Origin of the sequence: Streptomyces roseoviridis (genome assembly GCF_039535235.1) — a bacterium.
Taxonomy (GTDB): domain Bacteria; phylum Actinomycetota; class Actinomycetes; order Streptomycetales; family Streptomycetaceae; genus Streptomyces; species Streptomyces roseoviridis.
In genome coordinates this window covers 5,543,719-5,568,082 of the sequence record NZ_BAAAWU010000001.1, presented here as the reverse complement: position 1 = coordinate 5,568,082, position 24,364 = coordinate 5,543,719, and the positions used below count along the sequence as shown (strand labels likewise).

The window sequence follows — 24,364 nt, the reverse complement described above, 5'->3', positions numbered from 1 at the left end:
CGCCCGGCTCAGGGAGTGCTCCTCGGCCAGAGGCCCGGGTCGGGGGCGAAGCGGATGCGCAGGTCGCCGTCGACGAGTCCGGCGCCGGTGACGGTGCAGCGGCGCAGCACGGGCGGGAGGGGGACGGCGCGGCGGAAGGGTCCGACGGCGAGGAGCAGTTCGTCGCCGCGGCGGACGAGCGAGAGGCCGTCCTTGACGGCGCCGGGCAGCGGGACGTGCCAGACGAGGATGCCGTCCTCGTCGCGGCGGTCCTCGACGGTCCAGGCGGGCGGGGCCTCGGGCGTCTGGCGGCCGGGGACGGCCAGGAGGACCAGGTCCTCGGTGCCGCGCGGGACGCGGCCGAGGTGCGGCAGTTCGCGCAGGCCGGGGTGGGCGGCGCGGAGGGCGGCGAGGTGGTGGTGCTGTTCGGCGGCGAGCCCCGCGAACCAGGGGTCGGCCGAGTCGGCGGGCAGGACGCGGTTGGCGACGACGGTGTCGAGGGCGAGTCCCTGGAGGGCGAGGCCGAGGCGGGCGGTGCGCAGGGCGTCGGCCGCGGCGGGGCCGGGTTCGAGGACCAGCCGGACGGCGGTGTCCGGGGAGGCGATCACGTCCTGGACGGCGGCCAGTTCCTGCTCCCAGCGGGCGGTGGTCTCGTACAGCCACTGCGCGGGCAGGGGGACGCCGGCGAGCTGGGCGAGCATCGGGCGCAGGGCGCGGGCGGCCTGCCGCTCGGGCGGGAGCAGGCGGCGCAGGTAGCGGCGCAGCTGCTCGGGCAGGGCGAGCAGCGCGAGGGCCTCGCGCACCGGGGGCAGCTCGGCGACGACCAGGTCCCAGTCCCCCGCGGCCGCGTTCCGCAGGGCCCTGAGCTGGGCGATCTGTCCGCTGCCGGGCAGCTCGGTGAGCTCGGCGTCCTCGAAGGGCGCGGCCCCGAGGAGGTCCAGGGCGCTGCTGGAGCGGGCCTGGAGGGCGAGGAACTCGCGGCGGAAGTCGGCGGCGGGGTCGGGGACGAGGAGGTGCGGGGTGCGGGTGCCGGGGGCGTCCGGGGCGTCCGTGAGGCGGACCGGCCGGGGCTTTCCGGTCCCGGTCCCGTCGGCCCGGAGGCCCGCCGTGGTCCCGGCGTCCGCCGACACCAGCAGCACGCGGCGGCCGGCCCGTGCCTCCGCCAGCGCCGTGGCGAGGGCCGTGGTGGTGCGTCCGGCGCCGCCGGTCCCGGTGACAAGAATGATCCGCATGCGCCGACCGTACCGGCGCCCCTGCCCCGGGCGGGGTCCCGGGGAGGGGCCCCGGGACGTCACTTCGGCGATTCCACCCGCTTCTTCAGGCCGGCCAGCGCCCTGTCGATGATGACCTTCTCCGCCTTGCGCTTGATCATGCCCAGCATGGGGATCTTGACGTCGACGGTCAGCTGGTAGGTGACCTCCGTGCGGTCGCCGCCCGAGGCCGGGGTGAGGCGGTAGGAGCCGTCGAGGGCGCGGAGCATCTGGGACTTGACCAGGGTCCAGCTGACCTCGTGGTCGCCGGTCCAGGTGTAGGCGAGGGTGTGGTCGTCCTTGATGGCGCCCGCGTCGAGCAGGAGGCGGACCTTCTCCGCGCGGCCGGCCGGGTCCGTCTCCAGGACCTCGGCCTCCTTCACCTCGCCCGTCCACTCGGGGTAGCGGGCGAAGTCGGCGATCACCCGCATGACCTCGGCCGGGGCCGCCTCGATGGTGATGCTCGAGCTGGTGTGTTCCGCCATCGCGGGGGCTCCTCGTATGGACGCGACTCGTGGGGCGACTTTCTGTGTGCAGGCTATCGCGCCCTCGTGGCGCGGCCGTACGAGGCCGTCACCACCGCAGCGTCCACGGCCGCCCGGTCGCCGCGAAGTGCCCGACGTTGACGCACTCGGTGGCGCCGATCCGCATGCGGCGGGCGAGCGGCTGGTGGACGTGGCCGAAGAGGGCGTAGCGGGGGCGGACGCGGTGGATGGCGTCGAGGAGGGCGCGGCTGCCGCGTTCGAAGCGGCGGGCGACGGTGTCGTAGGTGAGTTCGGGGACGTCCGGCGGGATGTGCGAGCAGAGCACGTCGACCTCGCCGAGGGCCTCGACCTTGGCCGCGTACTCCTCGTCGGAGATCTCGTACGGCGTGCGCATGGGGGTGCTCAGACCGCCGCCGACGAAGCCGAAGACGAGGCCGTCGAGCTCGACGCGGTCGCCGTCGAGGACGGTGGTGCCGGGGCGGGCGTACTCGGGCCAGAGGCGGGGGATGTCGACGTTGCCGTAGGTGGCGTACGTGGGGGTGGGGAAGGCGGCGAACAGCTCGGCGTACTGGCGGCGGACGGCGCCCTCGATGGCGGTGGCGCGGTCGACGTCGAGGGCCTCCCACAGCGAGCGGCCGAACGCGCGGGCCTCGTCGAAGCGGCGGGCGGTGCGCAGCTCGACGATGCGGTCGGCGTTCTCGGCGCCGAAGAGGTCGGGGAAGATGCCGCGGCTGTGGTCGGCGTAGTCCAGGAAGAGCACCAGGTCGCCGAGGCATATGAGGGCGTCGGCGCCGTCCCCCGCCCGGGCGAGGGCTTCCGCGTTGCCGTGTACGTCGCTGACCACGTTGATCCTCATCCCGCCAGCCTAGGGGGTGCGACCTGCGGTTACTTGGGAGTCCGGAAAGCCGTGGACTACTGTGCGCGGAGCAACGCCATACATGTGTGACGCACGGAACATCTCGGCAGGACCCCCTATCGGGAACCGCGTACTGATGGGTAACGTCCGGGCAGTCCAGTCGTGCTCACCCCCACTGAGCACCTGCCCGACCTTGGACTACACCGGTGCATCACACAGAGCCGTGGCGCCGGCGCCCGATGAGGAGCAGCAGTCTTGCGCGAGTTCAGCCTTCCGGCCCTGTACGAGGTCCCCACGGACGGCAACCTGACGGATCTCATCCGCCGCAACGCCTCCCAGCACCCAGACGTCGCCGTGATGGGGCGCAAGGTGGCCGGTGTCTGGACGGACGTCACCGCGCAGCAGTTCCTCGCCGAGGTCCGCGGGGCGGCCAAGGGTCTGATCGCCGCCGGCGTGGAGCCGGGCGACCGGGTCGCGCTGCTGTCCCGGACGCGCTACGAGTGGGTGCTCCTGGACTTCGCGATCTGGAGCGCGGGCGCGGTGACCGTGCCGGTCTACGAGACGAGCTCGCCGGAACAGATCCAGTGGATCCTCGGCGACTCGGGCGCCTCGCTGGCCCTCGTGGAGACCGCGGCGCACGAGACCTCGGTGGAGTCGGTACGGGCGAACCTGCCGGCCCTGAAGGGCGTCCGGCAGATCGAGGCGGACGCGATCGCGCGCCTCACCGCCGAGGGCGCGGACGTCTCCGACGAACTGCTCGACCAGCGGATGTCCTCGGCGCACGCGGACGACCCGGCGACCATCGTCTACACCTCGGGCACCACCGGCCGCCCCAAGGGCTGTGTGCTGACCCACCGGGCCTTCTTCGCCGAGTGCGGCAACGTGGTCGAGCGGCTGAAGCCGCTGTTCCGCACGGGCGAGTGCTCGGTGCTGCTCTTCCTGCCGGCGGCGCACGTCTTCGGGCGGCTCGTCGAGGTCGCCTCGGTGATGGCGCCGATCAAGCTGGGCTGTCTGCCCGACATCAAGAACCTCACCGACGAGCTGGCGGCCTTCCGGCCGACGCTGATCCTCGGTGTGCCGCGGGTCTTCGAGAAGGTCTACAACTCGGCCCGGGCGAAGGCGCAGGCGGACGGCAAGGGCAGGATCTTCGACAAGGCGGCGCACACGGCGATCGCGTACAGCCGGGCGCTGAGCACCCCGCAGGGGCCGTCCTTCGGTCTGCGGCTGAAGCACAAGGTCTTCGACAAGCTGGTCTTCTCAAAGCTGCGGGCGGTGCTCGGCGGGCGCGGCGAGTACGCGATCTCCGGCGGCGCGCCGCTGGGCGAGCGGCTCGGCCACTTCTTCCGCGGCATCGGCTTCACCGTCCTGGAGGGCTACGGCCTGACGGAGTCCTGCGCGGCGACCGCGTTCAACCCGTGGGACCGGCAGAAGATCGGCACGGTCGGGCAGCCGCTGCCGGGTTCGGTGGTGCGGATCGCCGACGACGGCGAGGTGCTGCTGCACGGCGAGCACATCTTCTCCGGCTACTGGAACAACGAGGCGGCGACGGCGGAGGCGCTGGCGGACGGCTGGTTCCACACCGGTGACATCGGCACCCTGGACGAGGACGGCTACCTCGCCATCACGGGCCGCAAGAAGGAGATCCTGGTGACGGCGGGCGGCAAGAACGTCGCCCCGGCGGTCATCGAGGACCGCATCCGGGCGCACGCGCTGGTCGCCGAGTGCATGGTGGTCGGCGACGGGCGGCCGTTCGTGGGCGCGCTCGTCACGATCGACGAGGAGTTCCTGGGCCGCTGGGCGGCGGAGCACGGCAAGCCGGCCGGCTCGACGGCGGCGACGCTGCGGGAGGACCCGGAGCTGATGGCGGAGGTCCAGCGGGCGGTGGACGACGGCAACGCGGCGGTCTCGAAGGCGGAGTCGGTCCGGAAGTTCCGTATCCTGTCCGCGCAGTTCACGGAGGAGGCGGGGCACATCACCCCGTCCCTGAAGCTGAAGCGCAACGTGGTGGCGAAGGACTTCGCCGACGAGATCGAGGCGATCTACCGGGCCTGACGGCTCTTCGGAACGCCCCTGGCCGGCCCGACTCCCGGGCCGGCCGGGGGCGTTCGCGCGCGTCAGGGCCGGAGCGGACGATTCCGGCACGTCGCACCACACCCCTACGAAACACCGCTACGCAAGGGAAGCAGGAAGTCATGCGGCTCACGCGCACCGCCGCCGTTCTGGGCGCGGCCCTCACCGCCCTCGTCGCCGTCACCGGGTGCGGCAGCACCTGGGGCGAGGACGTCGGGCTGCCCTCGGCCCCCGACATGGCGGCCATCGAGAAGCTGGTCGCCGCGCACACGATGTGCAGCGACCTGCGCTCCGGCACGAGCGGCAGCGGCGCGATGGCCGCCCAGGCGAAGGATCCCGCGTGGGCGGTGGAGCAGCGGGCGGTGTGCGGCGACGACGCCCGGGACACCGTCACGCTGCTGTCCGTCTCCGACATGGAGAAGTTCCAGCGCGCGAACAAGGCGGCCGCCGGCAAGGGCCAGGGCGGCCGCTTCCTGATCGGCCAGGACTTCGCGCTGGTGGCGAACGACGACGCCACGGCGAAGGCGCTGCTGAAGTCCGAGGTCCTCCTCTTCACCTGCGAGAAGGGCTTCAAGGTGCCGGACGGCTACCGCAACGAGAAGCTCCTCGTCGACGGGTGCGCGCTGACGGACTACCTCCCCGGCTAGGGCCGGGAGCCGGGCCGGGGAGGTGGTCGGCTACAGCAGTTCGCGCAGGCGCTCGGCCAGCAGGTCCCAGCGCCAGCGCTCCTCCACCCAGCGGCGGCCGCGCTCGCCCATGCGGGCGCGCAGCTCGGGGTCGAGCAGGAGGGTGGCGACGCGATCCGCGGTGTCCTCGTGGGAACCACCGCGGACGACCCAGCCGGTCTCGCCGTCGAGGACGGCGTCGGGCGCGCCGCCCGAGTCACCGGCGACGACCGGCAGGCCGGTCGCGGAGGCCTCCAGGTAGACGATGCCGAGGCCCTCGACGTCCAGGCCGCCGCGCCGGGTGCGGCAGGGCATGGCGAAGACGTCGCCGGCCCCGTAGTGCGCGGGCAGCTCGGACCACGGGACGGCGCCGGTGAAGCGCACCGACGCGGCGACTCCGGTACGGGCCGCGAGCCGGCGCAGGTCCTGCTCGTACGGGCCGCCGCCGACGATCAGCAGGACCGCGTCGGGCACCCGGCGCAGGATCTCCGGCATGGCGAGGACCAGGGTGTCCTGGCCCTTGCGCGGTACGAGCCGCGAGACGCACACGACGACCGGGCGGTCGCTGAGCCCGAGCCGCTCGCGCACCTCGGCGCCGCCCGAGTCGGGGTGGAAGGTCTTCTCGTCGACGCCGGGCGGGAGCTGCGTCATGCGGGCGGCGGCGGCCGGGCCGAGCGCGGTCGCGATCCGGGAGCGGGTGTACTCGCCGAGGTAGGTGAGCGTGTCCGTGCCCTCGCCGATCCGTCCGAGCAGCTGCCGGGCGGCGGGCAGCTGCGCCCAGCCCGCCTCGTGGCCGTGGGTCGTGGCGACGATGCGCCGGGCGCCCGCGCGGCGCAGCGCGGGGGCCATCAGGCCGAGCGGGGCCGCGGCGCCGAACCACACCGCCTCGCAGCCGTGCTCGCGCAGCAGCGCGGTCGCCCGCGCGGTCACCCGAGGAGTCGGCAGCAGCATGGTGGTGCGGTCGCGGACGACCGTGAAAGGCTGTTCGGCGTCGAACGCGGCGGTCGCCTCGATCCCCTCGCGGCTGCGCTTCCACGTGGAGGCGTAGACCACGATCCGCTCGGGATCCAGACGCAGCGCCATGTTGTGCAGGAACGCCTGGATTCCGCCCGGACGGGGCGGAAAGTCGTTCGTTACGATCAGGGTCTTGTGCATCGTGGCCGACAGTATCGTGGTCGCGCCCCAGCCCGGCACCACCACCCTCCGCCCCGGCGGACCGACAGAAGAGGAACAGGACAGGTATGACGGGCGCGGTGGGGACGGCAGGCACGACCTGGGGCTCGTACGTCGGCACGCTGGGCCGGCCCCTCGGCCTGTGGGCCTTCACCCGGGTGCTGATCCTGCTGTGCGTCTTCAAGGTCGTGGTCATCCCGGGGCCGGACGTGACCAGTGACATCGAGCAGATCTACCAGGGCTGGTACGAGGTCCTGAAGACCGGCACGTATCCGATGGACGACGTCACCTGGCAGTACCCGCCGGCCGCCGCCCTGCCGATCCTGGCCCCGGCGCTGCTGCCCTTCCTCGGCTACTCGGCCGCGTTCTTCGTGCTCGCCCTGCTGTGTGACGCGCTCGTCTTCGGCCTGCTGGTGTACGCGGGGCGGCGGCCGGGCCGCTCGATGCGGGGGGCGTGGCTGTGGCTGGCGGGCGTGCCGCTGCTCGGCCCGACCGCGTACGCCCGTTACGACCTGATGGTGACGGCGGTGGCGGTGGCGGGGCTGCTCGCGGCGGTCCGCCGTCCGGCGGTGCTCGGCGCGCTCGCCGGGTTCGGGGCGACGCTCAAGGTGTGGCCGGTGCTGGTGCTCGTCGGCACCGCGCGCGGCCGGGCCACCTTCCGCTCGTGGACGGCGGCGGCGGGCGCGGCGGCCGGGGTGCTGCTGCTGTGCGTGCTCGCGGCGCCGGGGGCGCTGGCCTTCCTGGGCTTCCAGCGGGACCGGGGCACGGAGATCGAGTCGCTGGGGGCGATGGTCTTCCACGTGGCCCGGCACTTCGGCTGGCCGGGCGAGGCGCGGATGAACTACGGCTCGATCGAGTTCCTCGGTCCGGGCGTCCGGGCGGTGTCGACGGTGGCGATGGTGCTGACGGCCGCCGCGTTCGTCTGGCTGCTGGTGTGGCGGCTGCGGGCCCGCCGGCGCACGACGTCGACCACGGCGGACGCGGCCTTCGTGGCGGTGCTGCTGTTCACGGCGACGAGCCGGGTGATCAGCCCCCAGTACATGATCTGGCTGGTGGGTCTGGCCGCGGTGTGCCTGGTGTACCGGTCGAGCCGGATGCACCGGCCCGCGTATCTGGTGCTGTGGGCGACGGCGGTGACGCAGTTCGAGTTCCCGGTGTGGTTCTCGCACGTCGGGGACAGCGATCCGCTGGGCATCGCGCTGCTGCTCGTCCGCAACGGTCTGCTGGTGGCGGCCGTAGTCTCCGCCTGCCGGATCCTGTGGCGGCAGACGGTCACGGAGCCGCGCGCGGGCGCGGCGACCGTGGCGGCCCGCCCGGCGAGGCTGCCGGTTCAGGCCGACCGCGACACGTCACCCGCGTCGGCTTCGGCTTCGGCTTCCGCTTCGGCATCAGCTTCGGCATCAGCTTCGGCTTCGGCGTCGGCTTCGACGTCGGCGTCGGCGTCCTCCTGACCCGGCGCCGGGCTCTTCCGGAGCAGCGCCAGGGCCGCGCACTGGGCGGCCATCGCGAGGGCCATGGCCAGGCAGACGCCGGCGAGTCCGAGCGCCGCCGACAGCACGTACGCCAGCGGTAGCTGGAGCAGGACGCCGGCGACGGTGATCCGGGCGAGCCGCGGGGAGTCGCCGCCGCCCTCGAAGACCCCGGCCACGGCGATGAATCCGGCCATCAGGAGCAGGTAGGGGCCGAGGCAGCGCAGGAACAGCGCCCCTGCCTCGGCGACGGCCGGTTCGGCGCCGAAGCCGCGCATGACGGGTCCGGCGCCCAGGAACAGCAACGCGTCGGCGCCCGCGCCGAGCAGCCCGCCGAGGACGAGGGCCTGGCGGCGCACGGCCGCGCGCTCGTCCCGGCCGGCGCCCAGCAGGTGGGCGGTGTGGATGGCGGCGGCCTGCCGCACCGCGTAGAAGGCCATGGTCGCGACGTACATGGCCTTGGCGGCGATTCCGTAGGCGGCGATCTCCGTGACCCCGAGGCGGGCGACGACGGAGACGAGGGCGAGCGCGCCGGCCATGCGGACGGTGAAGTCGGCGGACATGGGCAGGCCGAGGGCGGCGGTGCGGCGCACGGCGGCCGGGACGGTGCACGAAGGGCTCGCGGCCCGCGCGGCCGCGAGGAGGGGGTTGCGGCGCAGGGCGAGCAGCCCGGCGGCGAGGGCGGCGGTGCGTCCGACGACGGTGGCGACGGCGGCGCCCTGGACTCCGTAGGCGTGGATCAGCGGCGGGTCGAGGACCAGGATCAGCCCGTTGGCGAGGAACGCGAGCCGCATGGGGGTGCGGGTGTCGCCGGCGCCCTTGAGGATCCCGTCGAGGACGGTGGTGGCGAAGAAGACGGCCGTGCCGGGCAGCGAGACCGCGAAGTAGGCGGTGGCGAGGGCGTGCGCGGGGTGGCCCGGTCCGCCGAGCAGGAGCGCGGCGAGCGGGTCGCGCAGCAGGAAGCCGCCGACGGCGACGGGCGGGACGAGCAGCGCGCCGAGGACGGCGCCGCCGCGGACGGCGGAACGCAGTGCGGCGGGGTCGGCGGCGCCTCTGGCGCGGGCGACGAGGACGGTGGTGCCGGACGAGGCCATGAGCACGACGCCGAGGAGCAGGTTCTCGACGTTGGTGGCGACGGCGACGGCGGCGACGGCGTCCCCGCCGAGGCGGGCGACCCAGACCATGCCGATGATGCCCGCGGCGACTCCGGCGAGGAGTTCGAGGTAGACGGGTCCGGCGAGCCGCACGAGGGTGCGGCGGTGCCGGGTGGCGGTGGTCGTGGTGCTCGTGCGGTCCGTCATGCGGCCGGTCCCCCTCGTTTCGCGGTACCTCGATTCGAGGCAACTCGAAAAGAGGTAGCATGACGAGCGCGCACCCGACAAGCCACGACCGCGAAGGAGCCCCCGGTGCTGGAGCTGTCGATCCTCGGCTTCCTCGACGAGGGGCCGCTGCACGGCTACGAGCTCAAGGAGCGCATCCACGGCCTGAGCGGCCATGTCCGCCCGGTCAGCGACGGAGCCCTCTACCCGGCCATCACCCGGCTGGTGAAGAGCGGCCTGGTCGAGAGCCGTTCGGAACCGGGCACGGGCGCGGCCCCCCGGCGGACCCTCTCGCTGACCGACGCCGGCCGCGCCGAGCTCCTCGCCCGGCTGCGCTCCCCCAAGGACGCCGAGATCACCGACGGCCAGCGCTTCTTCACCCTGCTCGCCTTCCTGGGCCGGCTCCCCGACCCGGCCGACCAGGCCGCCGTCCTGCGCCGCCGCCTGGACTTCCTCACCACCCCGGCCAGCTTCTTCTACAAGGGCGCCGCTCCGGTGCGCGCCGAGGACGAGCCCGACCCCTTCCGGCGCGGCATGCTCCGCATCGCCCGCGCCACGGGCACGGAGGAGAAGGCGTGGCTGGCGGAGACCCTGGAGGAGCTGGACCGGAAGGCGGCCGGGGCCTAGGCCGCGTCCGGCACGTCACGCCTGGCCCGGTTCAGCCCAGCCGCTCGCGCAGATGGGTGCGCCAGCGGGCCGTGAACTCCTCGGGCGTGGTGCCCAGGACGTCCGCGAGGGCCTTCTCCACCGCGCCCTCGCGGCCCGGGTGGGCGCCGACCGCGCGGTAGAAGGCGGTCAGCTCCGCCTCGCCCCAGCGGTCGGCGATCAGGGCGCAGGCCAGCCAGCCGCCCTCGTAGGCGCGGGCCAGCGTGGCCGCGTCGCCGCCGAAGGCGAAGGCGCCGTCGTCCGGCAGGGCGGCGGGGAGCCGGCCGGAGCGGACCTCGCGGGCGAGTTCGGGGGCGACCTCGGCGGGGGTGCGGCCGCTGCCGCGGTGGGCGACCCAGTCGGCGAAGCCCTCGGAGAGCCAGACCGGGGTGGCCGCCGTGGTCTGGCCGCGGGTGGCGACGTGCGTGGTCTCGTGGGTGAGGACGAACTGCCGGCCGAAGCCGCCGAGCACCCCGTACGCCTCCGGGTTGACGATCACCCGGTCCGCGGGGGCCGCGGGGCCGCCGCCGGCCTCGCCCGTGGTGACGGCGGCGATCCCCCGGTACGAGGCCGCGGGCGCGCCGAGCAGGCGGCCCATCGCGTCCAGCGAGGCCGGGACCAGGACCACGATCCGCCCGGCCCACGGCGAGGGCCAGGCCGCGCCGACGGCGGGCACGGCCCGGTCCGCCGCGTCGGCGATCTCCCGCAGCCGCTCGGGGGGCTGGCCGACGCCGAGGACCAGGCTGCGGCGGCCCGTCACCGCGCCGACCTCGCCCTGCTGCCACAGCTGCTCCGGGGCACCCTCGGCCGCGCGGTCACCGGTGACGTACCAGCGGCCGTCCCGTTCGGCGAGCTCCAGGATCCGCCGGGTGGTGGCGGGGCCGGAGTCGTAGCCCTCGATGCGGTAGCCGAGTTCGGCCTCGGCGACGGCCCGGCCCGCTCCGGACGGGTCGACGTCGGTGACCCGGTACGACCAGCCGCCGAGCGGGATCTTCGCCAGCCGGCCGAACTCGGTCCGCGCGGCGGGCGCGAGTGCCGGGTCGACGGCGGCGAGATAGCCGGCCTCGTCCCGCTCCAGCAGGGCCTCGGCCCGCCGGTCGAGGAGGCGCTGCACCTCGGCGCGGGCGGGTCCGTCCGGTGCGGGGGCCGCGCAGCCGGTGAGGACGAGCAGCCAGGCCGCCAGGCAGCCGGCGGCACCGCGCGCCGCACGCCCGCTCCGGGCCGCCCCGCTCGAGCCCGCCCTGCCCCGATCCGCCATGCCGCGATCGTACGGGGGCGGTCTCAGACCCGCGTCACCGTGGCGTGGGACATCATGTTCACCGGGTCGTAGCGGACCCGCGCGCCCGGGTAGGGCGCGTGGATGACCTGGCCGTTGCCGGCGTAGATCGCGACGTGGCTGGCGTCGCTGCGGTACGTGACGAGGTCGCCGGGCTGCGCCTGGGAGAGCGGGACGCGGCGGCCCGCGTTCCGCTGGGCCTGGGAGGTGCGGGGCAGGGCGATGCCGGCCTGGCGGTAGGACCAGACCATGAGGCCCGAGCAGTCGAAGGCGGACGGGCCGGTGGCGCCCCACACGTAGGGCTTGCCGATGGCGGCGCGCGCCGCGATCACCGCGGCGGCGGCGCGCGAGGGTCCGAGGTCGCCGAGCGGCGGGAGTTCCTCGCCGAGGGCCTCGCGGCCGGAGCGGGAGGCCCGTTCGAAGCCGGCCCGTTCGTCGGCGGACAGGGCGGCGAGCACCCGGCGGGCCTCGGCGAGCTTCCGTTCGACGGTGCGCTTGTGCCGGGCCACCTCGGCGCGGCTGCGCTCGAGTTCGGCGAGGGCCCGGCTCGCCTCGGTCCGCTCCTGCGCCAGCTCCCGCAGCTCGCGCCGGAGTTCGCCGAGGGCGGCGCTCTGGCGGGCGGTGACCCGGTCGAGGACGGAGGCCCGGGCGAGGTAGCTGTCCGGGTCGGAGGAGAGCAGCAGGGCGAGGGCCGGGTCGATGCCGCCGGAGCGGTACTGGGCGCCGGCCACCGAACCGAGCGCGCCGCGCATCCGGTTGATCCGCTCCTGGCCGCGGGCGAGGCTGTCCTGCGCCTGGGAGACCGTGGTGCGCAGCCGGTCGGCCTTCTCGTCGGCGCGGTTGTAGCCCTCGGTGGCGCGCTCGGCCTCCTCGAAGAGCCGGTCGACGGTGGCGCGGGTGGTCTCGGGCGCGGCACCGCCCGGTTCGGCGTGCGCGGCGGGGACGGCCCCGAGGGCCGTCGCGGCGGTGGCCGCGGCCGCGGTGAGGACGGTGACCCTGGCGGGTCGTCGGTGGGTCGCCAAGGATCACGCTCCTGTTCGGCTCGACGGACTGGCGCGGCAGACAGTAGCCGCTCGCACCGCCGCCACCAACGAAGGCGCCGAGCACACAAAGTGACGCCCCGCCGGAGAACACAGGTCACCGGCGGGGCGTCAGGTCAGTTCAGGATCCGGCAAACCACCCGATCGGGGGCGTCGGCCGTGGCGTCAGATGCGGACGCCGAACTGGAAGGTGCCCATGTAGTCCATGGACTCGTAGCGGACCACCGCGCCCGGCTTGGGGGCGTGCAGGATGGTGTTGTTGCCCGCGTACAGACCCACGTGGGAAAGGCCGTTGAAGAAGACCAGGTCGCCCGGCTTGAGCTGGCTGCGGCCGATCTTCACGCCGTCGTTCTGCTGGGTGTAGGTGGTGCGGCTGATGCGGACGCCGGCCTGGCGGTAGGACCACTGCGTCAGACCGGAGCAGTCGTACGAGTTGGGGCCCTCGGCGCCGGAGACGTACGGCTTGCCGAGCTGGGTGGCGGCGGCGTTCAGGGCGGCGGCGCCGCGCTGGGAGGCCGGCACCTCGTTGCCGAGGTCGACGCGGTCGCCGGCGGCGCGGCTGGCGCGCTGCTCCTCCTGCTGGATCTTGGCGCGCTCGGCGGCGGTCAGGGTGTTGAGCAGCTTCTGCGCCTCGGCGAGCTTGCCCTGGAACTTCTTCTTCTTCTCGCCGAGGGTCTTGCGGACGTCCTCGAGGTCGGCGAGCTTCGTGGTCGCCTCGGCCCGCTGCTGGGCGAGGGTGCGCTGCTTGCCCTGGATGGACTGCAGGACGTCGGCCTGCTTGGCGCCGAGCTGGTCGATCGCGGACGCCTTGTCGAGGTAGGTGTCCGGGTCGGAGGAGAGGAAGAGCTGGAGCGCCGGGTCGATGCCGCCGGAGCGGTACTGGGCGCTGGCGACCGAACCGATCTGGCCGCGCAGGGTGTTGAGCTCCTCCTGGCCGCGGGCGACCTTGTCCTGGAGGGCGCCGATCTCCTTCTGCAGCTTCTCCCTGCGCTCCTCGGCGAGGTTGTACTGCTCCGTGGCCTCCTCGGCCTCGTGGTGGAGCTTGTCGACCTTCGACTTGACTTCGTCGATCTTCGGCTTGGGGGCCGCCTGTGCGCCGGTCTGGGCGGACAGTGCGACGGCTGCCGCGGCGGTGGCGGTGAGCACGGTCACACGGGTGCGGCTGGGCTGCTTGGGTCGACGGTGGGACGCCACGAAGGCGAGCTCCTTCTTCCTCGAGCCGCCAGGCCAGAACTGCGGCAGGCGGGACCATCGCTGTCATCCCCGATGGATGATCAACCGCGCGAAGGTTCGAGGCCCGACCCTAGTGACCATCTTGTGATCAGTTCAAATCCCAACGGGCAAAATCTCGCCCGCTCGACAAGTTATTTACATACATCCCACGGGCAGTAATGGCCACTTGACCCTGCGCGGACAACAATCCGGACATCACGCCCACGAGGGCTCAGCAGTGACGAGACGTCACGAGAGGCGCGAAAGCCGCTTCAGCAACAACGCGGAGGCCACGGGCCGGGCGCCGGACTTGGCGACCCCGTCGGCGACCTCCCGGTCGGTGGACACCACCACGACCGGACGCCCCGGCGGCTCGGCGCGCACCAGCTGCCGGATCAGCTCGTCGGCCGTCACACCGGGCTTGGAGAACAGCACCCGCACCCCGCGCGGCGGGGCGAGCAGCACCGGCGCCGCGAGTTCGGCGCCGTCGAAGACACAGGTGATCTCCGCGCCGGAGCGGGCCGCGAGCGCGGACAGACCGCCGAGCAGCCGCAGCCGCTGCTTCTCCAGCGGCATCGTCGGATAGCCGGTCTTGGTGACGTTGTAGCCGTCCACCACCAGGTGCGCCTGGGGCAGTTCGAGCAGCTGGTCCAGGAGCGCCGGGTCGGTCTCGGACAGGGCGCGGGCCGCGATGTCCTTCGGCGACATCCGGCCCGGCTCGACGGCGTCCACGGTGTCCGCGGGGTGCATCGACACCGGGGGCAGGGCCAGTTCGCGGCGCAGCCCCTGAGCGGCGTCGAGCACCGTGTCCAGGAGCAGTCGCAGCCGCATGTCCTCCACCGAGCGGCCCTCGCGGGCGGCCCGCCGGCTGGCCTCCAGGGCTGCCTCCACCTCGCCGAGGCGGGCCTTGAGGCGCCGGGTCTCGCTCTCGGCGGCCGACACCTGGGCGGCGGCCTCGGTGCGGGCGGTGTCGATCTCGGCCCGGGCGCGCCGCAGCGCCGCCTCGCCGCGCTTGACGTCGCTCTGGGCGCTGCGCAGCTTGCGGTGAAGCGATTCGGCTTCCTTGCGGGCGGCCTCCAGGTCGTGCCGCAGCTGCTCGGTCTCGGCCCTGGCCCGCTCCTTGGCGCCCGCGACCTCCTCGCGCAGCCGCTCCAGCTCGCGGCGGCCGGCCTCGTCGGCCCGCTCGGCGTCGGCGCGCTGCGCCTCCTCGCCGGCGGCGGCCACGAGCTTGCCCCAGCCGGCCGGGCGCAGCAGATAGGCCGCGGCGGCGACATCGACGGGGTCGGCCGCGGCGGGCGGGGCGCCGGACTCCACGGCGCCGGCCAGCTCGGGCTGGGACTCCTTGAACCGCTCGCCGATCCGCTGCCGGAACAGCGGCTCGCTCTCCAGGGCGGCGGCCATCGCGTTCCCGGCGAACTTGGCCCGCCGGGAGGCGGTGAAGCGGGCGTACTGCCGCAGCGGTGCGGGCAGCTCGGCGACGGTCAGCCCGCCGAAGGCGTCGGCGACCAGGGCGACGACCTTCCGCCGTACGGGCTCGGGAAGGGGCCGGTCGAGCGTCTCGGCGGCCTCGTCCACCGAGCCCGTCGGCTCGTCACCGTGCGCGGGCCGCTCCACGATCCGTCACCCCTCTCCCTGTCGTCGCCCTCTGCGAGGCCGCTTCTCAGGAAGCGGCGCCCGGCCTGTCCACCAACTCGATCTGGTCCACCGCGTTGCACCAGCGGCAGCGGACCGACTCGATGGTCTCACTGACCACCTCGCGCTCCTCCACCTTGGGCTCCCCGGCGAGGTCCAGATGGACGTACTCGACGACCTTGGACGAGCGGGTCACATCGAAGCGGGTCAGGTTGCCGCAGAGCGTGCAGCGCCAGCGGGTGTCGGCGGTCGGCAGGGGAACCGTCGTCATCGTGCCGTCCTCTTTCGTACGAGCTTCACGGGCCCGCGGTGCGCCGTCGAACTGCGGGAGTACTGCCCGTAACCCTACGGCCTCGCGGGTACCCCGTGTCACGGCGAGGCACTCTGTCCAGGTGGGCCCCGGTACGCCATGATCTGTCCATGATCGACTGGCGGGGCACGGCCCTCGGCGCCTGGCGGGGCGCCCGGAACGGACCGACGGTGACCTACGGCCTGATCGCCGGATGCGTGCTGCTCTTCGCCGCGAGTCCGGTGGCGGGACTGACCACGGCGTACGGCACGGGCCACGAGCTGCTCGTGGCGCAGAGCGCGTACTTCCAGCGCTGGGGGGTGATCCCGGCCGACCTGGTGGGGGGTGATCCGCGCGCCCTGCTCACCCCGCTGACCGCCCTCTTCGTGCACGGCAGCTGGCTGCACCTGCTGGGGAACATGCTGTTCCTGTACGTGTTCGGGGCGATGACCGAGGAGCGGATGGGCCCGGCCGGCTTCGTCCTCTTCTACCTGGGCTGCGGGTATCTGGCCCTGCTCGGCTACGCGGCGGCGCACGCCGACAGCCAGCAGACCCTGGTCGGGGCGTCGGGGGCGATCTCGGGGGTGCTCGGGGCCTTCCTCTTCCTCTTCCCGCGCGCCCGGGTGACCAGCCTCTTCCCCTTCCTCTTCTTCCTGCCGCTGCGCTTCCCCGCCTGGATCGTGCTGATCTTCTGGTTCGTGCTCCAGTGGCTGGCGGCCCGCTCGGCGGGATCGGGGCCGGGGGTGGCGTACCTGGCGCACGTGGTGGGCTTCGGGATCGGCTTCGTCTACGCGTGGGCGCGGTACAGGGGTGCCGATAGAGTGAAACCCCCAGCCGCGGCCACCGAGGGAGAAAGCCAGCCGTGATCACCGCGATCGTGCTCATCAAGACCAGCGTGGACCGCATCCCCGAGATCGCCGAGGCGATCGCCGCGATCGACACCGTCAGCGAGGTCTTCTCCGTCACCGGTACCTACGACCTGATCGCGATGGTGCGGGTGGCGCGCCACGACGACCTGGCCGATGTGATCCCGGGCCGGATCTCCAAGATCCCCGGCGTCGAGGCCACCGACACGCACGTCGCGTTCCGGGCCTACTCGCAGCACGACCTGGACGCGGCCTTCGCCATCGGCCTGGAGTCCTGACCCGGTACGGACGCGGCTGAAGCCGGCCTCTCCCCCGCGGGAGGCCGGCTTCACCCGTATGAGGGAGCGGTCAGCCGCGGTCGGGGACGCAGCGGCCGTCCTCGGTGCGGTACGTCCACCGGGCTCCCTCGCGCACCAGTTCCCTCACCGCGCCGACGAACCGCTCCACGTGCTCGTCGGGGGTGCCCGCGCCGAAGCTGACCCGGATCGCGTTGAGGGACCGCTCCCCGGGGTTCGCCTCCGGGGCGCCGCACGCGCCCGGGTCCTGCGGGTCGCTGCCGAGCAGGGTGCGCACCAGCGGGTGCGCGCAGAACAGGCCGTCGCGGACGCCGATGCCGTACTCGGCGGAGAGCGCGGCGGCGAAGTGGGAGCTGTTCCAGCCCTCGACGACGAAGGAGATGACGCCGACCCGGGGGGCGTCGTCGCCGAAGAGCGACAGGACCCGCACCTCGGGGACCTCGGCCAGGCCCTCGCGGACCTTGGCGATGAGGTACCGCTCCCGGGCGACGAGCCGGTCGAAGCCGGCCTCGGTGAGCGCCTTGCAGGCGGAGGCGATGGAGTAGACGCCGATGACGTTGGGCGAGCCCGCCTCGTGCCGGGCGGCGGTGGTGTGCCACTCCACGTCCACGCCCCCGTCGGCCCGGCGCGCCACCGTACGGGAGGCACCGCCGCCCGCGAGGTACGGCTCGGCGTCCCGCAGCCAGTCCGCGCGGCCGGCGAGGACGCCGGAGCCGAACGGCGCGTACAGCTTGTGCCCGGAGAAGGCGACCCAGTCGACGTCCGACTCCCGTACGGAGACGGGGTGGTGGGGCGCCAGCTGGGCGGCGTCGAGGACGATCCGGGCGCCGTGCGCGTGCGCGGCGGCGGCCAGTTCCCGCACCGGCCACAGCTCACCGGTCACGTTGGAGGCACCGGTCACGCAGACCAGGGCCGGGCCGTAGGGGTCGCGCCCGGCGAGGGCGCGCTCCAGGATCTCGACGGCCTGGGCCGGGGTGCGCGGGGCGTCGAGGTAGGTCACGCGCGCGTCCCCCCACGGCAGGAGGGAGGCGTGGTGTTCGGTCTCGAAGACGAAGACCTGGCAGTCGGCGGGGAGCGCCCGGGCGAGCAGGTTGAGCGAGTCGGTGGTGGAGCGGGTGAAGACGACCTGGTCGTCGGGGCGGCAGTCGAGGAACTCGGCGACGGTGGCCCGGCTGTTCTCGAAGAGGTCGGTGGAGAGCTGGGAGAGGTAGCCGGCGCCGCGGTGGACGCTGCCGTAGTACGGGGCGTACGCGGCGACGTCGTCCCAGACGCGCTGGAGGGCCGGGGCGCTGGCCGCGTAGTCGAGGGCGGCGTAGGTGACCTCGCCGCCGGTGACGAGCGGGACGGTGACATCCCGGCCCAGGACGGCCAGAGGGGCACAAACGGACTGGTCGGCGGCAGCGGTGATCACGGACATGGCGAACTCCCGTACAGGGCAGGCGAATTCAGCGCCTCGACGCGACGGGACAGGCGGCCGCGGAGGCACGGAAAAGGGGAAAGGGGATGACGAAGAAGGGGCTTCGAGGCCCTAGCGCATTCGCTTGCTCACGAGACTGCTCCCTTGAGGACCAAGGACCCCAGGGTTCGCAGGGGTCCGCGCTTGCCGCGGACTTTCTGTCCACGGCCTGGTCTTCACCCGGGGCACCCCGCCACGGACGGAGGGTTGCCGGACAGCCGGCCGGGGCCTTGATGGCTGTCACTCATGACCTGGTTCAGAAGCTATGCCACGTGATCGCCGGCGCGCAACCCCGTCCGCATCCCGGACGGGGTCGGCGCCCGCGACGGCTACGCGTTGCTGACGGCGATCCACCGCTCCAGGGCCCGGCGCGCGGCACCGGAGTCGATGGACTCGGCGGCCTTCTCGATGCCGGCCCGCAGCTGCTCCGCCAGGGTGCCCTCCCCCGGCTCCAGGGCGGTCAGCGCCGCCGCCGAGTTGAGCAGCACCGCGTCGCGGACCGGGCCGGTCTCACCGGCCAGCAGCCGCCGGGCGACGTCGGCGTTGTACGAGGCGTCGGCACCGCGCAGGGCCTCCACGGGCACCAGGTCGATGCCGACGTCCCGCGGGTCGAAGTGCTCCTCGCGCACGGTGCCGTCCCGGACGATCCAGACCCGGGAGGTGGCCGTGGTGGTGAGCTCGTCCAGGCCGTCGTCGCCCCGGAAGACCAGCGCGGAGGAGCCGCGCTCGGCGAGCACCCCGGCGACGATCGGCGCCATCCGGGCGTCGGCGACACCGGTGGCCTGGGCGCGGACCCGGGCCGGATTGGTCAGCGGCCCCAGGAAGTTGAAGACGGTGCGGATGCCCAGCTCCTTGCGGGCCATCGCCACGTGGCGCAGGGCCGGATGGAACTTCACCGCGAAGCAGAAGGTGATCCCGGCCTCCTCGGCCACCTCGGCCACCCGCTTGGGGGTCAGCTCCAGGTTGACGCCGAGCTTCTCCAGGACGTCGGAGGCACCGGAGGCCGAGGACGCGGCCCGGTTGCCGTGCTTGACGACCTTGGCGCCCGTGCCGGCGACGACGATCGCCGACATGGTGGAGACGTTCACCGTCTTGGCGCCGTCGCCGCCGGTGCCGACGATGTCGACGGTGGCGCCGGGCACCTCGATGGTGTTGGCGTGCTCGTACATGGTCCGGACGAGACCGGTGATCTCCTCCACGGTCTCGCCCTTGGCGCGCAGCGCGACCACGAAGCCGGCGATCTGCGCGTCGGTGGCCTCGCCGCGCAGGATGCGGTCCATGGCCCAGGCCGTGTCCTCGGCGCTCTGGTCACGGCCGCCGAGCAGGCCGTCCAGGACGACGGGCCAGGAGCGGCCCGCCGACAGAGGTCCTCCAGCGGGGGTCACAGCGCTCATGGCAGCTCCTGGTCTATGTCATATTGCGCGCGCAATGGGTTGTGGCTTCACCCTATCGATCCGTGAGGACGGCAAAGAGCCCCGTCCATCGAATGGACGGGGCTCTCGCCGTGGCGACCTACATCAGGAGGTCAAGGTGATCAGTGGTGGCCGTGGCCGCTCTGGATCTCCTTGTACTCCTCGACGGTGGGCTTGGCGATCTGGTTGTCCGCGCCGTAGTAACCCCGGTTGAGCTTGACCCGGAGCTTCTCCATGCGGCCGATCTTGCGCTCCACGCCGTTCTCGTCGACGGCCGGCGGCAGCTCCGCCGGCGCGTACTGCTCGTGCGCGGTGAGCTTGTGCAGCTCGCCCTGGCTGAGCGGGGTGTGGACCTCGACGAACTCACCGTGCGGCAGGCGCTTGATGATGCCGGACTCGCGACCGTGCAGCACCTTGTCCTTGTCCCGGCGCTGGAGGCCGAGGCAGATCCGCTTGGTGACGATGAACGCGATGACCGGTCCGACGAAGAAGAAGATCCGGACGAACCAGGTGATCGAGTTGATCGACAGGTGGAAGTGCGTGGCCCAGAGGTCGTTGCCACCACCGACGAGCATGATCATGTACGCGGTGATCCAGGCGACACCGAAGGCGGTGCGCGTCGGAGCGTTGCGCGGGCGCTGCGCGATGTGGTGCTCGCGCTTGTCGCCGGTGATCCAGGACTCGATGAACGGGTAGACCGCGATCGCGCCGAGCACCAGCGGGAAGATCACCAGCGGGATGAAGACGCCCAGGACCAGGGTGTGGCCCCAGATGTTGATCTCCCAGCCCGGCATCACGCGGATCAGACCCTCGGCGAAGCCCATGTACCAGTCGGGCTGGGCGCCGGTGGACACCTGGTCCGGGCGGTACGGGCCGAGGGCCCAGATCGGGTTGATCGAGGCGATCGCCGAGATGATGGCGATGACGCCGAAGACCAGGAAGAAGAAGCCTCCGGCCTTGGCCATGTACACCGGCAGCAGCGGCATGCCGACCACGTTCTTGTTGGTGCGGCCGGGGCCCTCGAAGTGCGTGTGCTTGTGGACGAACACCAGGATCAGGTGGGCGACCACGAGGCCGAGCATGATGCCCGGGAGCAGCAGCACGTGCGCCGAGTAGAACCGGGCGACGAAGTCGCCGCCGGGGAACTCGCCGCCGAACAGGAACATCGACAGGTACGTGCCGACCACCGGCACGGACAGGATCGCGCCCTGCATGAAGCGGACACCGGTGCCGGAGAGCAGGTCGTCCGGGAGCGAGTAACCGGTGAAGCCGGTGAACATGCCCAGGAAGAACAGCAGGAAGCCGAACAGCCAGTTGATCTCACGCGGCTTGCGGAACGCGCCGGTGAAGAAGACGCGCATCATGTGCACGAACATGCCGGCGAGGAAGATCAGCGCCGCCCAGTGGTGGATCTGCCGGATGAGCAGACCACCGCGCACCTCGAAGGAGATGTGCATGGTCGAGTTGAACGCCTCGGACATCAGCTGTCCCTGGAGCGGGACGTACGGTCCGGTGTACTCCACCTCGTTCATCGACGGGTGGAAGAACATCGTCAGGTAGACGCCCGTCAGGATGATGATGAGGAAGCTGTAGAGGCAGACCTCGCCCAGCATGAAGGACCAGTGGTCCGGGAAGATCTTCCGCATGTTGGCCTTGGCCAGCGTGTAGATCCCCAGGCGGCCGTCGGCCCAGTCGGCGACCCGCTCACCGGCGGGCGCCTTCTTCTGCGTATTGGTCACAGTGCTCATCCGCGCTCCCAGAAGGCAGGGCCGACGGGCTCGTCGAAGTCGCCGAGCGCCTCCAGGAAGCCCTTGTCGTTCACGCCGATCCGCAGCTGCGGAAGGGCGTGGCCGGCCGGGCCGAAGATGACGCGGGCGCCGTCGGACAGGTCGAAGGTGGACTGGTGGCACGGGCAGAGCACGTGGTGCGTCTGCTGCTCGTACAGGGAGATCGGGCAGCCGACGTGGGTGCAGATCTTCGAGAAGGCGACGATGCCGTCGTGCGACCACTCGAGCTCGCGCTTGTCCTTGATGTCCTCCGGCTGGATCCGGACGATCATCAGGGCGGCCTTGGCGATCTCGGTCTGGAAGTGGTGGTCGTGCTCCGAGAGGCCCTCGGGCATCGCGAAGGTCAGCGAACCGACCGCGACGTCCTCGGGACGCAGCGGCTCGTGCGTGTTCATGTTGATGAGCTGCTTGCCCTTGGCCCACATGGTGGTCCGGAGCTTCTTCTCGGGCAGCGGGCCCATGTCACGCAGCAGCACGATGCCGGAGAGCGGCACCATGGCCAGCGCGCCGAAGAGCGTGTTGCGGATCAGCTTGCGGCGGCCGAAGCCGGACTCGGCGGCACCGGCCGCGAAGTCCGCCATGACCTTCGCCTTGACCTCGGGCGACGCCTCCATCGGGTGCCGGTCGTCGGCGACCTCGACATCGGACATGAGGGTACGGGCCCAGTGGACCGCGCCCGCGCCGATGAAGAACAGGGCGAGACCGAGCGTCCATCCCAGGGCGAAGTTGAGCGCGGACACCCGGCCGAAGGGCCAGATGTACACGATCTTGTCGACCGGGAAGATCACGTACGAGGCGATGAAGCCGATCGTGGCCAGCATCGACAGCGTGAACATGAAGGCGACCGCACGCTCGGACCGCCGGGCGGCCCGCTCGTCGATGTCCTGGATGCGCGGCTTGTGGGGCGGGAGGCCCGGGTCGGCGAACGGGTCGTCGGCGACCTTCACCGCGCCGTGCGCGGTGTCCTGCGCGGAGGGCAGGTTCTCTTCAGAATTCTCTTGGGTACTCATGACTTCTTGGCCTTAGCGGTGTGGGCCGCGACCCAGATGGCAACTGCGATCAGTGCGCCCAGACCGAAGATCCACGCGAACAGACCCTCGCTGACGGGACCGAGACCACCCAGCTTGAGACCACCCGGGTTGTCGGCCTTCTCACTGTTGACGGCCTGGACGTAGGCGATGATCTCCTTCTTCTGCTTCTCCGGCATGGTCGTGTCGGGGAAGGAGGGCATGTTCTGCGGGCCGGTCTGCATGGCCTCGTAGAGGTGCTTCGGGCTGACGCCTTCCAGGCTGGGGGCGTACTTGCCGTGGGTCAGCGCGCCGCCTTCACCGGTGAAGTTGTGGCACTGGGCGCAGTTCGAGCGGAACAGCTCGCCACCCTTGGCCGCGTCGGCACCCGCGGGGTCGTACTGGGCTTCGGTCGGCGTGATCGGGCCGGCACCGAGGGAGGCGATGTACGCCGCGAGCTGATCGATCTCAGCCTGCGAGTAGATGACCTTCTTCTTCGGGACCTGGGCACCCGGCTGCTGGGCCGGCATGCGGCCCGTGCCGACCTGGAAGTCCACGGCCGCCGAGCCCACGCCGACCAGGGACGGGCCGTCAGAGGTGCCCTGACCGCCGGTTCCGTGGCAGCTGGCGCAACCGACGGAGTAGAGCTTCTTGCCCTCCTCGATGGCGAGGGACTGGGCGGTTTCATCGGCCTTGGCCGTGCCCGCGGGCGCGAACGCGGCGTACAGCCCCCCAGTTGCCGCCAGCGCGAGAAGTAGGACGACGACCGCCGCCAGCGGATGGCGTCGTCGTGCGGAGAGCTTTTTCACGGATTACCCCGGTGTCAGGATCTTCTGCGTCGATGCTTGCTGGATGTGTCGGCCCGCCCGGAGGCGGAGCCCGATTACTTGATCAAGTAGATCGTGGCGAAGAGGCCGATCCAGACGACATCGACGAAGTGCCAGTAGTAGGACACGACGATGGCGGCGGTTGCCTGCTCGTGGGTGAACCTCCGGGCGGCGTACGTCCGGCCCAGGACCAGCAGGAAGGCGATGAGACCGCCCGTCACGTGCAGACCGTGGAAGCCGGTGGTCAGGTAGAACACCGTGCCGTACGGGTCCGAGGACAGCGAGAGGCCGTCCTTCTTGACCAGCTCGGTGTACTCGAAGACCTGGCCGCCGATGAAGATCGCGCCCATCACGAACGTGATGATGAACCACGTCCGGAGCTTCTTCACATCGCCCCGCTCCGCGGCGAAGACGCCGAGCTGGCAGGTGAGGGAGGAGAGCACCAGGATCGTGGTGTTCGTCGCGGAGAACGGGAGGTTCAAGGCGTGAGCCTTTTCCGCCCAGTACTCCGCGCCCATCACGGATCGCAGGGTGAAGTACATCGCGAAGAGGGCCGCGAAGAACATCAGCTCGGAGCTCAACCAGATGATGGTTCCGACGCTGGTGAGGTTCGGTCGATTGACCGACGGGTGCGCGTGCCCGGTTTCTACTGTCGTTACTGTCGCCACGACCGACATTATGTCGGTCGCTTATCCCGCCCTCACTCCGGGGGGTGCCGTTCGGAGTGTCCGAGGCACTTGTCCAGCCCGAACGGCCCATCGGAGCGGGGTTCCGCCACCCTTCGAACAGGTGTTGAACGGGTGTTGACGGGCTGTGGACCGGAGTAGCATCCGCGCAACGACCGACCACCTTCACGGAGGAACGATGCAGTCGAGCGCCACGGTCCTGGTCTACAGCGACGACGCGAACACCCGCGCGCAGGTCCGGCTCGCGGCCGGCCGCAGGCCCGCGGCCGATGTTCCCCCGGTCGAGTTCGTCGAGTGCGCGACGCTTCCGGCCGTGCTGTCGGCCCTGGAGCAGGGCGGCATCGACGTCTGCGTGCTCGACGGCGAGGCGGTGCCGGCCGGCGGCATGGGCGTGTGCCGGCAGATCAAGGACGAGGTCTTCCACTGCCCTCCGGTCCTGCTGCTGATCGGCCGCCCGCAGGACGCCTGGCTGGCCACGTGGAGCCGCGCGGACGCCGCTGTCACCCTTCCGGTGGAACCGGTGGAGTTCGCGGCGTCCCTGGCGTCCCTGCTCCGCTCACGCCTGTCGCTGCACTGTTCCTGACGCTCGGCGCGGCTTGGCGAGTGAGCCGAAGGGCGCCGCGGGTGCCGAAAGGAAGCGGGGGCACACGCCGGAGGCGCCCGGAGG

General features: G+C 72.3%; 22 protein-coding genes, 1 pseudogene and 1 riboswitch. Of the genes and pseudogenes, 7 read left to right on the top strand and 16 right to left on the bottom strand.

Going from position 1 to position 24,364, the window contains the following annotated elements; all coding sequences use genetic code 11:
• Positions 1 to 8: 8 nt before the first annotated feature.
• From ABD954_RS25155 to ABD954_RS25145, 3 genes are all read right to left on the bottom strand, one after another.
• Positions 9 to 1,211 (bottom strand): ArsA family ATPase, encoded by a 1,203-nt coding sequence (locus ABD954_RS25155; RefSeq protein ID WP_345489134.1) that lies wholly within the window; start codon positions 1,209 to 1,211, stop codon positions 9 to 11.
• 59 nt (positions 1,212 to 1,270) lie between these two features.
• Positions 1,271 to 1,714, bottom strand: coding sequence for an SRPBCC family protein (locus tag ABD954_RS25150; RefSeq protein WP_345489132.1), 444 nt, complete (start codon positions 1,712 to 1,714; stop codon positions 1,271 to 1,273).
• 88 nt (positions 1,715 to 1,802) lie between these two features.
• The gene (locus ABD954_RS25145) at positions 1,803 to 2,570 is read right to left on the bottom strand and encodes a metallophosphoesterase family protein (protein ID WP_345489131.1); all 768 of its coding nucleotides are present in this window, start codon (positions 2,568 to 2,570) and stop codon (positions 1,803 to 1,805) included.
• 255 nt (positions 2,571 to 2,825) lie between these two features.
• Between ABD954_RS25145 and ABD954_RS25140 the strand changes: the two genes are divergently transcribed.
• The gene (locus ABD954_RS25140) at positions 2,826 to 4,622 is read left to right on the top strand and encodes an AMP-dependent synthetase/ligase (RefSeq protein ID WP_345489129.1); all 1,797 of its coding nucleotides are present in this window, start codon (positions 2,826 to 2,828) and stop codon (positions 4,620 to 4,622) included.
• A gap of 140 nt (positions 4,623 to 4,762) precedes the next feature.
• On the top strand, positions 4,763 to 5,287 hold the full coding sequence (locus ABD954_RS25135; RefSeq protein WP_345489127.1) for a hypothetical protein: 525 nt from the start codon (positions 4,763 to 4,765) through the stop codon (positions 5,285 to 5,287).
• Between the two features lie 30 nt (positions 5,288 to 5,317).
• On the opposite strand, the gene ABD954_RS25130 is transcribed toward ABD954_RS25135, so the two are convergent.
• The gene (locus ABD954_RS25130) at positions 5,318 to 6,460 is read right to left on the bottom strand and encodes a glycosyltransferase family 4 protein (RefSeq protein WP_345489125.1); all 1,143 of its coding nucleotides are present in this window, start codon (positions 6,458 to 6,460) and stop codon (positions 5,318 to 5,320) included.
• An 86-nt stretch (positions 6,461 to 6,546) separates the two neighbouring features.
• Between ABD954_RS25130 and ABD954_RS25125 the strand changes: the two genes are divergently transcribed.
• Complete coding sequence (locus tag ABD954_RS25125; protein ID WP_345489123.1) at positions 6,547 to 7,929, top strand: glycosyltransferase 87 family protein; 1,383 nt, start codon at positions 6,547 to 6,549, stop codon at positions 7,927 to 7,929.
• Between the two features lie 2 nt (positions 7,930 to 7,931).
• Here ABD954_RS25125 and ABD954_RS25120 read toward each other — a convergent pair.
• Positions 7,932 to 9,248, bottom strand: a pseudogene (locus ABD954_RS25120) (MATE family efflux transporter); the annotation flags it as partial.
• A gap of 105 nt (positions 9,249 to 9,353) precedes the next feature.
• On the opposite strand from ABD954_RS25120, the gene ABD954_RS25115 reads away from it, so the two are divergent.
• Positions 9,354 to 9,893 (top strand): PadR family transcriptional regulator, encoded by a 540-nt coding sequence (locus ABD954_RS25115; protein ID WP_345489122.1) that lies wholly within the window; start codon positions 9,354 to 9,356, stop codon positions 9,891 to 9,893.
• A gap of 31 nt (positions 9,894 to 9,924) precedes the next feature.
• On the opposite strand, the gene ABD954_RS25110 is transcribed toward ABD954_RS25115, so the two are convergent.
• The 5 genes from ABD954_RS25110 to ABD954_RS25090 all read right to left on the bottom strand — a co-directional run bounded on the left by ABD954_RS25110 (position 9,925) and on the right by ABD954_RS25090 (position 15,342).
• The gene (locus ABD954_RS25110) at positions 9,925 to 11,169 is read right to left on the bottom strand and encodes a hypothetical protein (protein WP_345489120.1); all 1,245 of its coding nucleotides are present in this window, start codon (positions 11,167 to 11,169) and stop codon (positions 9,925 to 9,927) included.
• Positions 11,170 to 11,192: 23 nt separating this feature from the next.
• Positions 11,193 to 12,209 (bottom strand): C40 family peptidase, encoded by a 1,017-nt coding sequence (locus tag ABD954_RS25105; RefSeq protein ID WP_345489118.1) that lies wholly within the window; start codon positions 12,207 to 12,209, stop codon positions 11,193 to 11,195.
• Between the two features lie 183 nt (positions 12,210 to 12,392).
• Entirely contained in the window at positions 12,393 to 13,421 is a 1,029-nt protein-coding gene (locus ABD954_RS25100; RefSeq protein WP_345489116.1) for a C40 family peptidase, read from the bottom strand.
• A gap of 267 nt (positions 13,422 to 13,688) precedes the next feature.
• Positions 13,689 to 15,053, bottom strand: coding sequence for an NYN domain-containing protein (locus tag ABD954_RS25095; protein ID WP_345489114.1), 1,365 nt, complete (start codon positions 15,051 to 15,053; stop codon positions 13,689 to 13,691).
• A gap of 46 nt (positions 15,054 to 15,099) precedes the next feature.
• Entirely contained in the window at positions 15,100 to 15,342 is a 243-nt protein-coding gene (locus ABD954_RS25090) for a hypothetical protein (protein WP_345489112.1), read from the bottom strand.
• Between the two features lie 149 nt (positions 15,343 to 15,491).
• Here ABD954_RS25090 and ABD954_RS25085 point away from each other — a divergent pair, with 149 nt between their 5' ends.
• The gene (locus ABD954_RS25085; protein ID WP_345489110.1) at positions 15,492 to 16,226 is read left to right on the top strand and encodes a rhomboid family intramembrane serine protease; all 735 of its coding nucleotides are present in this window, start codon (positions 15,492 to 15,494) and stop codon (positions 16,224 to 16,226) included.
• A complete protein-coding gene (locus ABD954_RS25080) occupies positions 16,223 to 16,504 on the top strand; it encodes an Lrp/AsnC family transcriptional regulator (protein WP_345489108.1) in 282 nt (93 codons plus the stop codon). Before ABD954_RS25085 ends, ABD954_RS25080 begins: the two co-directional genes overlap by 4 nt.
• A 70-nt stretch (positions 16,505 to 16,574) precedes the next feature.
• Here ABD954_RS25080 and ABD954_RS25075 read toward each other — a convergent pair whose 3' ends face one another.
• The 6 genes from ABD954_RS25075 to ctaE form a co-directional block, all read right to left on the bottom strand.
• Complete coding sequence (locus ABD954_RS25075; protein ID WP_345489106.1) at positions 16,575 to 17,939, bottom strand: aminotransferase class V-fold PLP-dependent enzyme; 1,365 nt, start codon at positions 17,937 to 17,939, stop codon at positions 16,575 to 16,577.
• Positions 17,940 to 18,113: 174 nt separating this feature from the next.
• Positions 18,114 to 18,230: riboswitch (SAM riboswitch) on the bottom strand.
• Positions 18,231 to 18,307: 77 nt separating this feature from the next.
• A complete protein-coding gene (gene trpD / locus ABD954_RS25070) occupies positions 18,308 to 19,372 on the bottom strand; it encodes an anthranilate phosphoribosyltransferase (protein ID WP_345489104.1) in 1,065 nt (354 codons plus the stop codon).
• A 140-nt stretch (positions 19,373 to 19,512) separates the two neighbouring features.
• A complete protein-coding gene (qcrB, locus tag ABD954_RS25065) occupies positions 19,513 to 21,138 on the bottom strand; it encodes a cytochrome bc1 complex cytochrome b subunit (RefSeq protein WP_345489102.1) in 1,626 nt (541 codons plus the stop codon).
• On the bottom strand, positions 21,135 to 22,187 hold the full coding sequence (gene qcrA, locus ABD954_RS25060) for a cytochrome bc1 complex Rieske iron-sulfur subunit (protein ID WP_345489100.1): 1,053 nt from the start codon (positions 22,185 to 22,187) through the stop codon (positions 21,135 to 21,137). The genes qcrB and qcrA overlap by 4 nt, the downstream gene beginning before the upstream one ends.
• Complete coding sequence (gene qcrC, locus ABD954_RS25055; protein ID WP_345489098.1) at positions 22,184 to 22,993, bottom strand: cytochrome bc1 complex diheme cytochrome c subunit; 810 nt, start codon at positions 22,991 to 22,993, stop codon at positions 22,184 to 22,186. Before qcrC ends, qcrA begins: the two co-directional genes overlap by 4 nt.
• Before the next feature lie 74 nt (positions 22,994 to 23,067).
• Positions 23,068 to 23,688, bottom strand: a complete 621-nt coding sequence (gene ctaE / locus ABD954_RS25050) for an aa3-type cytochrome oxidase subunit III (RefSeq protein ID WP_345489096.1) — start codon at positions 23,686 to 23,688, stop codon at positions 23,068 to 23,070.
• 187 nt (positions 23,689 to 23,875) lie between these two features.
• On the opposite strand from ctaE, the gene ABD954_RS25045 reads away from it, so the two are divergent.
• Entirely contained in the window at positions 23,876 to 24,280 is a 405-nt protein-coding gene (locus tag ABD954_RS25045) for a response regulator transcription factor (RefSeq protein ID WP_345489094.1), read from the top strand.
• Positions 24,281 to 24,364 lie beyond the last annotated feature (84 nt).

What these genes read in the sequence shown, in the direction of transcription:
- ABD954_RS25155 (WP_345489134.1), bottom strand. Translation starts at nt 1,211, where the DNA reads ATGCGGATCATTCTTGTCACCGGGACCGGCGGCGCCGGACGCACCACC.
- ABD954_RS25150 (WP_345489132.1), bottom strand. Translation starts at nt 1,714, where the DNA reads ATGGCGGAACACACCAGCTCGAGCATCACCATCGAGGCGGCCCCGGCC.
- ABD954_RS25145 (WP_345489131.1), bottom strand. Translation starts at nt 2,570, where the DNA reads ATGAGGATCAACGTGGTCAGCGACGTACACGGCAACGCGGAAGCCCTC.
- ABD954_RS25135 (WP_345489127.1), top strand. Translation starts at nt 4,763, where the DNA reads ATGCGGCTCACGCGCACCGCCGCCGTTCTGGGCGCGGCCCTCACCGCC.
- ABD954_RS25130 (WP_345489125.1), bottom strand. Translation starts at nt 6,460, where the DNA reads ATGCACAAGACCCTGATCGTAACGAACGACTTTCCGCCCCGTCCGGGC.
- ABD954_RS25125 (WP_345489123.1), top strand. Translation starts at nt 6,547, where the DNA reads ATGACGGGCGCGGTGGGGACGGCAGGCACGACCTGGGGCTCGTACGTC.
- ABD954_RS25110 (WP_345489120.1), bottom strand. Translation starts at nt 11,169, where the DNA reads ATGGCGGATCGGGGCAGGGCGGGCTCGAGCGGGGCGGCCCGGAGCGGG.
- ABD954_RS25090 (WP_345489112.1), bottom strand. Translation starts at nt 15,342, where the DNA reads ATGACGACGGTTCCCCTGCCGACCGCCGACACCCGCTGGCGCTGCACG.
- ABD954_RS25085 (WP_345489110.1), top strand. Translation starts at nt 15,492, where the DNA reads ATGATCGACTGGCGGGGCACGGCCCTCGGCGCCTGGCGGGGCGCCCGG.
- ABD954_RS25075 (WP_345489106.1), bottom strand. Translation starts at nt 17,939, where the DNA reads ATGTCCGTGATCACCGCTGCCGCCGACCAGTCCGTTTGTGCCCCTCTG.
- trpD (WP_345489104.1), bottom strand. Translation starts at nt 19,372, where the DNA reads ATGAGCGCTGTGACCCCCGCTGGAGGACCTCTGTCGGCGGGCCGCTCC.
- qcrB (WP_345489102.1), bottom strand. Translation starts at nt 21,138, where the DNA reads ATGAGCACTGTGACCAATACGCAGAAGAAGGCGCCCGCCGGTGAGCGG.
- qcrA (WP_345489100.1), bottom strand. Translation starts at nt 22,187, where the DNA reads ATGAGTACCCAAGAGAATTCTGAAGAGAACCTGCCCTCCGCGCAGGAC.
- ctaE (WP_345489096.1), bottom strand. Translation starts at nt 23,688, where the DNA reads ATGTCGGTCGTGGCGACAGTAACGACAGTAGAAACCGGGCACGCGCAC.
- ABD954_RS25045 (WP_345489094.1), top strand. Translation starts at nt 23,876, where the DNA reads ATGCAGTCGAGCGCCACGGTCCTGGTCTACAGCGACGACGCGAACACC.